The sequence below is a fragment of the Ruminococcus sp. RTP21484sp1_RTP21277st1_D2_RTP21277_210401 genome, assembly GCF_040924225.1.
Taxonomy (GTDB): Bacteria; Bacillota; Clostridia; order Lachnospirales; family Lachnospiraceae; genus Blautia_A; species Blautia_A faecis.
In genome coordinates, this window is the sequence record NZ_JBCOMJ010000058.1 from 1 (window position 1) to 8,302 (window position 8,302).

Sequence of the window (8,302 nt, forward strand, 5' to 3'; positions counted from 1 at the left end):
ATTCCATTAGGATGTAACATGTATGTAGTTTTGAAGGTACAGAACGGAAACGGTAGCCGGTTGGTTATCGTTTTTTTTGTGTGTAGGTTCCTATTGCAAAATTTTCTCATTTGTTTACATTTACCTATTGCATTATTTCCCAATATGTAGTAACTTAGTATCTACCACGCTGTAATCACAGAACAAATATTCTGTTTTACAGTTTGGAAATGAAGGGGGAAATTGATAAATGGAAAACACAGTAACTAAGGCTGGATTCCGGAAGAAATTTCTGGGAGATAAGGCCTTTTACAAAATGGTACTTGCAATTGCAATACCCATTATGATACAGAATGGTATCACTAATTTTGTCAGCCTTCTGGACAATATTATGATCGGAAGGATTGGCACAGAGCAGATGTCAGGGGCAGCCATTGTAAATCAGCTTCTTTTTGTATACAATCTTTGTCTGTTTGGAGGCGTGTCCGGTGCTGGAATTTTTACAGCTCAGTACGCAGGCCAGAAGGATCATGAAGGTGTACGCCAGACATTTCGCTACAAATTATGGCTGGTAATTGCGCTTACAGTTATAACAATACTGATTTTAATGTGGTCAGGAGAAAACCTGATTGGCATGTATCTGAAAGGCGAAGGAAGTGCGGCTGCACTGGAGGCTACGAGCAGATATGGAATGCAGTATCTGTGGATCATGTTTATTGGATTACCGCCATTTATGATCAGCCAGGCATATTCCAGTACTCTTCGCGAATGTGGAGAGACTGTTCAGCCTATGAAGGCGGGGGTTACTGCAGTACTTGTGAATCTTGTATTCAACTATCTTCTTATTTATGGTAAATTTGGTTTTCCAGAGCTGGGGGTACGAGGAGCTGCTATTGCGACTGTTCTTTCACGCTATGTGGAGGCTGCAATTATAATTGTCTGGTCACATACCCACACAGAAAAAATGCCTTTTGCCAAAGGTCTTTACAGTACTTTGAAGGTACCAGCTAATTTAACAAAGAAGATTTTGATCAAAGGAACTCCGCTGCTGCTTAATGAGACTCTCTGGGCAGCCGGAATGGCAATTCTTACCCAGTGCTATTCTATTCGGGGATTAAACGTAGTAGCTGCACAGAATATTGCAAATACCATTAATAATGTTTTTAATGTTGTATTCATCGCTTTGGGAGATTCAGTTGCCATTGTAGTTGGACAGCTGTTAGGCGCGGGAGATATGAAGAAGGCCCGAGATACAGATAATAAGATGATTGCATTTTCTGTTATGTGCTGTACTGGAGTGGCATTAGTCATGCTGATTGTCGCACCATTTTTCCCAAAGCTGTATAACACCAATCTGGATGCGCAGGAACTGGCGAAATACTTTATTATGATCATGGCAATTTTTATGCCTCAGAATGCATTCCTGCATGCTTCATATTTTACCTTGCGTTCCGGTGGAAAAACGATCATTACATTTTTATTTGACAGTGTATTTGTGTGGTGTGTCAGTGTACCCATTGCGTATTGTCTCAGTCGTTTCACAGGTTTACACGTGTTGGCTGTTTTTGCCATGGTACAGGTGGGAGATATTTTGAAATGTATTGTGGGTTTTGTACTGGTTAAGAAAGGTGTATGGATGCAGAATATTGTTTCCGGAAAATAGGCGGGGAATGCCTGACAATTATTTTTCAAATAGAGTTTTTTGTTAACCGAATGACTTATCTGGAGCGTGTTTGAAAAAGGCTTTTTCAAATGTGCTCTAAGAAAAAATGCTTTTAATTTATTCAAACAGCAGTTCAGAAGCTGCGTAAATAAATTGAAAGCATTTTTATTATCCATGGGTATTTTAAAGAGAAAGCAGTTCTCCGGTCCGTGTCACATCATATCCGGTCTGTCCCTGAAGAATAGTTCGGAAATCTTCAGACCGTACAATTTCAAGAAGAGCAGAGAATCCAGGCTGGGAAAGGGCTTCCGTTTCCATGACCAGATACATAGGAAGTGTCTGAAGCGGAATAAAATCCAGAAGTCCGGACTGGTGTGCTGCGTATTCTTCTCCAAGAGCTGAATCTGCCTTGTGCGTAGCAATAGCTGCGGCAGTGGAAATATCGGATACCAGTTCAGTATGGTAACCAGATATGCTGGCTGGCGAAATTTTTTCTGAGAAAAGAAACTGGTCCAGGTAAATCCGTGGTGTACTTCCTTTTTCCCGATTGGCAATCTTTATGTCTTTACAGGCGAAATCCATCAGACCTGAAAGCTTCAAAGGGTTTCCAGAAGGAACATAAAGCCCTATGGAATACTCATAAAGGCATAAAAGAGAAAGCTGTACACCTGGGACAAGACTGCGGATATGTTCCAGATCCAGACTTGCACATGCTATGTGAGCCTTTTTGAAATAAAGAGAATACAGGCCGTTGTAGCTGTTCATAAAGGATTGAAGGACTGGGATCCCCTGAGGGTGAATGGACATCTGGCTGACCAGAAGTTCGAGAGCCGGGGAAAACTGTCCGCAAAGGATCAGTCCGCTGGAGTGGAGAAGATAATCCCGCTTCAAAAGGGAACTTTCCGGAGGAAGTTCCGGAATCTGCAGATTTCCGTCAGGGGTACTGGAAGAAGCGGCTTTCTGATCTGGCATGTTATTGCCGGAACCGGAACGCTCCAGGTATTGTTTCAGCTGCTGCTCGCTGATGCGAAGCTGCTTTCCTACTTTGGAAGAATATAATTCTCCACGTTTGATCAATTCATAAACAGTGGTCTTTTTAATTTGAAGCTTGTCTGCAATTTCCTGAGCAGTATAAAGTTTATTCATCAATTCCCACCATAACGTTGGTTGCTTTAATGACTGCGTAAGCGTCAGAGCCAACTTCAAGTCCAAGTTCTTCTACGGCTGCACAGGAAATAGTAGCTGTGATAATGTTGCCTCCTCCGATATCAATTGTGACGATGGAGTTTACGGCTCCCTTATTGATATTGATAACTTTTCCCTTTAACTGATTGCGTGCACTTAATTTCATAGTTAAATCCTCTTTTCACTATTTACTACAAAACTCCTGAAAGACAGCCGTGTATTTATTATGTCTATATGCTGAATGGATGGATATCAGACAGATCGGAACATATGAGCAAGTAGGAGATTAGACAGGAGTATGAACGTGTTCCATAGCTGAGAAGCAGCTGCCTTTTGTATTTATTATTGGTAGTATTTAAATATCATAGCATGTTGGAAAGAAAATAACAAGGGCTGTTTCGTTGGAGAAAAAATGAAAAATAAAAAAATTTGTGCGAACTAATAAAAATTGTACAAACAATGCAGGTTCAAATTGACATGTTAAATAAAATTAAGTATAATGAATAAAACTAAACAAAACACAACAAAACATAACAAAAACGGAGGGCGAGAAATGAAAAAAAGAGTTTTTGCAGCACTTATGGCTGGTGTTATGGGAACTATGATGTTTGGAACTACTTTCGTATCTGCTGAAGCAGAGACTCCGGAACTGAAAGGTGAGGTTTATGCATTTATTGCAGCCAGCCTGAATAATGCTATGGAAGAAATTCAGAAGAATTTTAATGAGACTTATCCGGATGTTGAGATTCTTTATAATGCGGACAGTTCAGGAACTTTGCAGACTCAGATTGAGGAAGGCGCCCGCTGCGATATTTTCTTCTCAGCAGCTACGAAACAGATGGATGCATTGGTTGACGAGGGACTTGCTGACAAGGATTCTGTAGTGAATCTTCTCGAGAATAAAGTTGTTCTCATTAAACCAAAGGATGGGGAGACCAAGGTAACCGGATTTGAGAACATCACAGATGCTGCAAACCTTGCCCTTGCCGGAGAGGATGTTCCGGTTGGACAGTATTCCCGCGAGATTTTTGATAATCTCGGAATTACAGATGAAGTAAACAAGATGGAGATCAACGAAGGTAAGAACGTTACCGATGTACTTGCATCTGTAAGTGAGGGCAGCAATGAGGTTGGTATCGTATATGCTACGGATGCGGCTTCTGTGGCAGATTCTGTTGAGGTTATTGCAGAGGCACCGGAGGAAAGCCTTAAAACACCTGTACTTTACCCTGCCGGAATGGTAGAAGATAAAGAAGCAAGTGATGATGATAAAGCAGCAGCAGAAGCATTTCTTGAGTACCTTCAGTCTGATGAAGCTCTTGAAGTATTTGAGAAATATGGATTTGCAGCTTATGTAAATGACGAGAAAACGGATGACATGGCAGCCGCTGAAGAGACCGCAGAGCCGACAGAGGAAGCATCTGAAGACACTGCAGAATAAAGGATAATAATATGGTAGAATTTCTCAGTGAAATAAACTGGAGTCCTTTGTGGATTTCTTTGAAAACCGGTGTGGCAGCAACTATATTTGCTTTTTTTCTGGGTGTATTCTGTGCAAGGAAGATCATGAAACTGAAACCGGGAGCAAGGGCAGTGCTGGATGGGATTCTGACAATGCCTCTTGTTCTGCCTCCTACAGTAGCTGGATTCTGCCTGCTTTTGCTTTTTAGCCTGAAAAGGCCTTTTGGAAGTTTTCTGCTGGACAATTTTGATATTAAAGTAGTTCAGACATGGACCGGATGTGTGATCGCAGCTTCTGTGATCGCGTTTCCACTGATGTATCGAAATGCCAGGGCGGCCTTTGAGCAGGTGGATGTGAATCTGATCTATGCAGGAAGAACTCTGGGAATGAGTGAAAGCCGGATATTCTGGAAGGTAATTATACCTGCAGCAGGACCTGGAATTGCTTCCGGTACTGTACTGGCTTTTGCCCGTGCCATTGGAGAATATGGAGCAACCTCCATGCTTGCCGGCAATATCCTTGGAAAGACAAGGACGGTTTCTGTTGCAATTGCATCAGAGACTGCAGCTGGAAATTATGATATGGCAGGTTTCTGGGTCGTAGTGATCATATTGATCTCATTTCTGGTGGTTGCAGCAATTAATATTGCTTCCGGCAGAGGAATGCAGACCAGAAGGTGGATATAATGGCGATTGAACTTGATATTCAGAAAAATTTTAAAGGTTTTTCCCTGGATGTAAGACTGAAGGGGCAGGATGGACCTATAGGGATCCTGGGCGCTTCCGGAAGCGGAAAGAGTATGACTCTTCGCAGTATTGCCGGAATTGAAACTCCGGATTCCGGAAGAATCATTATTAACGGGAAGACTGTTTTTGATTCTGAGGAAAAAATTAATTTAAAGCCTCAGGAGAGAAGAGTTGGATACCTGTTTCAGAATTATGCCCTTTTCCCAACTATGACTGTGGAAAAGAATATTGCCTGCGGGTATCGAGGGGAAAAAAGCAAGCTTTCACAGAAGGTTGCAGATTACATAAAAAGATATCATTTGGAGGGACTGGAAAAGCATTTTCCGTCGCAGCTTTCTGGCGGTCAGCAGCAGCGGGTGGCTCTTGCGCGTATGATGATCGGAGAGCCGGAGGTGATTCTTCTGGATGAACCTTTTTCTGCGCTGGATGGGTATCTGAAGGATATTTTGCAGCGTGATATGCAGAATTTTTTGAAAGATTACAAAGGCGATATGATTATGGTAACTCACAGTAGGGATGAGGCCTATAAGTTCTGCAGTCAGCTGACCCTGTTGAATAATGGAAAAGATATTCTTACTGGTGAGACCAGGGATATTTTCGAAAATCCTCAGTATCTGGAGGCTGCAAGGCTGACTGGATGTAAGAATTTTTCTGCAGTGCAGAAGATGGGCAGCCATGAGGTTTATGCATTGGATTGGGAGCTTATGCTTCGTTCAGAACAGGAAGTGACAGAGGATATTACCCATGTTGGAATCCGGGGACATTGGATGAGGCCGGCAACTAAGGCTGGTGAGAATACCATGGAAGTGCAGGTTGAGGAGTATATTGAAAATACTTTTGAGCATCAGTATCTGTTTCGTAATAAAGGGGCTGCAGAAAGCGGCACTTTGTGGTGGATGTGCCAGAAAAAGAATTTCCAGGAAACTGCAAAGGACAATATCCCAAAGTATCTGTATTTTCCACCAGAGCATGTGATGTTGTTGAAGAAATAAAACAAGGTGGTTCTGAATGAATAATAAAGGAATATGAGACAGCATGGAATGGTTTGCTGTTTCATATTCCTTATTTTGTATTGCGAAGTCTGCAGAAGACGGATAGTAGAAGAATGTCTTTATTTCAGATATGTTTTAGAACTTTTTTTAAACAAGCTCTGATGCTGCGATAAAAAAACGCCGGAAACCTTGAATTACAAGATTTCTGACGCTTAAGAGCAGGGGATGAGAGAATCGAACTCCCACCAAAGGTTTTGGAGACCCCTATCATACCATTTGACCAATCCCCTATGTTTTGTTTCTGTTGCAATTATACATACAAAAGGAACAGTTGTCAAGGCAAAATTAATAAAATTTGCACGAAAACAATTATGAAACGGAGATGGAGGGATTTGAACCCTCGCACCGGTTACCCGGCCTACCGCATTTCGAGTGCGGACCCTTCAGCCACTTGGGTACATCTCCATGACATTCTCCATTATATCGGGGGATTGGATAAAGGTCAATCTTTTTTTTATTGACGTAAAAAGAATAGTGTAATAATATGAAAGGAAAGCAAAATACGAGGAGACCAGTTATGAGTGACAAAAAGACATCCATAGAGAATGCAGTAGAACGTCTGACTGCCAATTACCGTAAGGAAGAGCTGTTTCTGACAAAGAGCGGAAGACATCTGCCAGTCCGTGCAGCGATTATTAATATTGTGAAAGAAATGAGATCAGTTATTTTTCCGGGATATTTCGATATTGATTCGGGAGCAGCTGTTTTTCCGGAACATTATACCGGATATCTGCTCAATGACCTGTTTGACCGTATGCAGGCGCAGATTGAGACGGCTTTTCTGTATGTTGGCGATGATATGACCAGTGCATGCGGCAAGGCAGCACAGATAACCTCCAGATTTTTTGAGCAGCTTCCGGAAGTGCAGGAGATGCTGCTGAAAGATGTGCAGGCTGGTTTTGATGGTGACCCGGCTGCGAAGAGTAAAGAGGAGATTATTTTCTCCTATCCGGGATTTCTGGCAATTTATGTGTATCGTCTGGCACACATCCTTTATCTGGAGGAGGTTCCGTTTATTCCAAGGATTATGACAGAGTATGCTCATGACCACACAGGAATCGATATTAACCCAGGTGCTACGATTGGGGAATATTTCTTTATTGACCATGGCACTGGCGTAGTAATCGGTGAAACGACTACTATTGGGAATAATGTGAAGCTGTATCAGGGAGTTACCCTTGGCGCGCTTTCTACAAGAAAAGGACAGCAGCTTTCTGGTGTGAAGCGTCATCCTACTATTGAAGATAATGTAACCATTTATTCCAATTCTTCTGTACTTGGTGGAGAAACTGTGATTGGGGAGAATACGATCATCGGCGGAAACACATTTATCACAGAATCGATTCCTGCAAACTCCAAGGTAAGTGCGAAGAGTCCAGAGCTGGTGATCAAGAAACCGCGTACACATGTGGAAGCTTCCAATGTCTGGGATTGGGAAAATTAACGGAATAAAGTGAAAATGGCAGTTAACAGAGCAGGCACGGTGGTGTTTTAGAAAATATCATTTCTGGAAAAACAGAAAGTCGTAGTGTGAATCTGGTAACATGCATCGCTTTGAATATGGTGAACCGTGTAACTGTTGACTGCTCCAGAGCATGTTTGAAAAATCATTCCCCAATCTGCACGCCCCACTTTGCGGTATATTTCGCCCGAATTCAGTTGTCGTAGCCCGCTATGGCTCTTTCATCCGGGCAAAATCTCCCACAAATTGTGACGTACATCTTGCAGAAAGCCTTTTTCAAACATGCTCTAACAGACAAGCAATATTGCATCAATCTTAGAAACAAAAGAAAAAATTAAAAAATTTCAAAAAAGTTGTTGACAAATATTCCAACATCAGATATACTAATCTTCGTTGTGACGGACAAGCACAAATGTGCGGGTGTAGTTCAATGGTAGAACACCAGCCTTCCAAGCTGGATACGTGGGTTCGATTCCCATCACCCGCTTATGCGATAGTGGCGTAGTTGGTAACGCGCGACCTTGCCAAGGTCGAGACCGCGGGTTCGAGCCCCGTCTATCGCTCTTCTGACAAATGTCAGGTAAACACATCTGAATATGATGTGCGGGTGTAGTTCAATGGTAGAACACCAGCCTTCCAAGCTGGATACGTGGGTTCGATTCCCATCACCCGCTTGTGCGATAGTGGCGTAGTTGGTAACGCGCGACCTTGCCAAGGTCGAGACCGCGGGTTCGAGCCCCGTCTATCGCTCTT

8 protein-coding genes, 6 tRNA genes and 1 pseudogene are annotated in these 8,302 nt (G+C 42.5%); 10 read left to right on the forward strand and 5 right to left on the reverse strand.

The features are described from left to right. Positions 1–229: 229 nt before the first annotated feature. Positions 230–1,642, forward strand: a complete 1,413-nt coding sequence (locus tag AB5706_RS22700) for an MATE family efflux transporter (RefSeq protein WP_243252137.1) — start codon at positions 230–232, stop codon at positions 1,640–1,642. 183 nt (positions 1,643–1,825) lie between these two features. On the opposite strand, the gene AB5706_RS22705 is transcribed toward AB5706_RS22700, so the two are convergent. After that, positions 1,826–2,788, reverse strand: coding sequence for a substrate-binding domain-containing protein (locus AB5706_RS22705; RefSeq protein WP_173772151.1), 963 nt, complete (start codon positions 2,786–2,788; stop codon positions 1,826–1,828). Then, positions 2,781–2,993, reverse strand: coding sequence for a TOBE domain-containing protein (locus tag AB5706_RS22710; RefSeq protein WP_118579240.1), 213 nt, complete (start codon positions 2,991–2,993; stop codon positions 2,781–2,783). The genes AB5706_RS22705 and AB5706_RS22710 overlap by 8 nt, the downstream gene beginning before the upstream one ends. A 387-nt stretch (positions 2,994–3,380) precedes the next feature. Here AB5706_RS22710 and modA point away from each other — a divergent pair, with 387 nt between their 5' ends. From modA to AB5706_RS22725, 3 genes are read left to right on the forward strand one after another with little or no spacing between them, the layout of a single operon-like run. Next, positions 3,381–4,268, forward strand: a complete 888-nt coding sequence (gene modA, locus AB5706_RS22715; RefSeq protein ID WP_173772149.1) for a molybdate ABC transporter substrate-binding protein — start codon at positions 3,381–3,383, stop codon at positions 4,266–4,268. 11 nt (positions 4,269–4,279) lie between these two features. Continuing rightward, entirely contained in the window at positions 4,280–4,975 is a 696-nt protein-coding gene (modB, locus tag AB5706_RS22720) for a molybdate ABC transporter permease subunit (protein ID WP_118579234.1), read from the forward strand. Next, positions 4,975–6,027: a sulfate/molybdate ABC transporter ATP-binding protein gene (locus AB5706_RS22725; RefSeq protein WP_173719644.1), complete on the forward strand. Its 1,053-nt coding sequence runs from the start codon at positions 4,975–4,977 to the stop codon at positions 6,025–6,027. Before modB ends, AB5706_RS22725 begins: the two co-directional genes overlap by 1 nt. A 219-nt stretch (positions 6,028–6,246) precedes the next feature. On the opposite strand, the gene AB5706_RS22730 is transcribed toward AB5706_RS22725, so the two are convergent. After that, positions 6,247–6,317 (reverse strand) — tRNA-Trp (locus AB5706_RS22730). Between the two features lie 87 nt (positions 6,318–6,404). Beyond that, positions 6,405–6,492, reverse strand: a tRNA-Ser gene (locus tag AB5706_RS22735). A gap of 112 nt (positions 6,493–6,604) precedes the next feature. On the opposite strand from AB5706_RS22735, the gene epsC reads away from it, so the two are divergent. Together epsC and AB5706_RS22745 are read left to right on the forward strand one after the other, a co-directional pair. Then, on the forward strand, positions 6,605–7,531 hold the full coding sequence (gene epsC, locus AB5706_RS22740; RefSeq protein ID WP_173716423.1) for a serine O-acetyltransferase EpsC: 927 nt from the start codon (positions 6,605–6,607) through the stop codon (positions 7,529–7,531). A 151-nt stretch (positions 7,532–7,682) separates the two neighbouring features. After that, positions 7,683–7,790, forward strand: a pseudogene (locus AB5706_RS22745) (DUF6783 domain-containing protein); the annotation flags it as partial. On the opposite strand, the gene AB5706_RS22750 reads toward AB5706_RS22745, so the two are convergent. Continuing rightward, entirely contained in the window at positions 7,743–7,859 is a 117-nt protein-coding gene (locus AB5706_RS22750) for a DUF6783 domain-containing protein (RefSeq protein WP_306467823.1), read from the reverse strand. The pseudogene AB5706_RS22745 and the gene AB5706_RS22750 overlap by 48 nt on opposite strands. Before the next feature lie 106 nt (positions 7,860–7,965). Here AB5706_RS22750 and AB5706_RS22755 point away from each other — a divergent pair. From AB5706_RS22755 to AB5706_RS22770, 4 genes are all read left to right on the forward strand, one after another. Beyond that, positions 7,966–8,036, forward strand: a tRNA-Gly gene (locus AB5706_RS22755). A gap of 3 nt (positions 8,037–8,039) precedes the next feature. Beyond that, positions 8,040–8,112, forward strand: a tRNA-Gly gene (locus AB5706_RS22760). Between the two features lie 40 nt (positions 8,113–8,152). After that, positions 8,153–8,223, forward strand: a tRNA-Gly gene (locus tag AB5706_RS22765). Positions 8,224–8,226: 3 nt separating this feature from the next. Continuing rightward, positions 8,227–8,299, forward strand: a tRNA-Gly gene (locus tag AB5706_RS22770). Positions 8,300–8,302 lie beyond the last annotated feature (3 nt).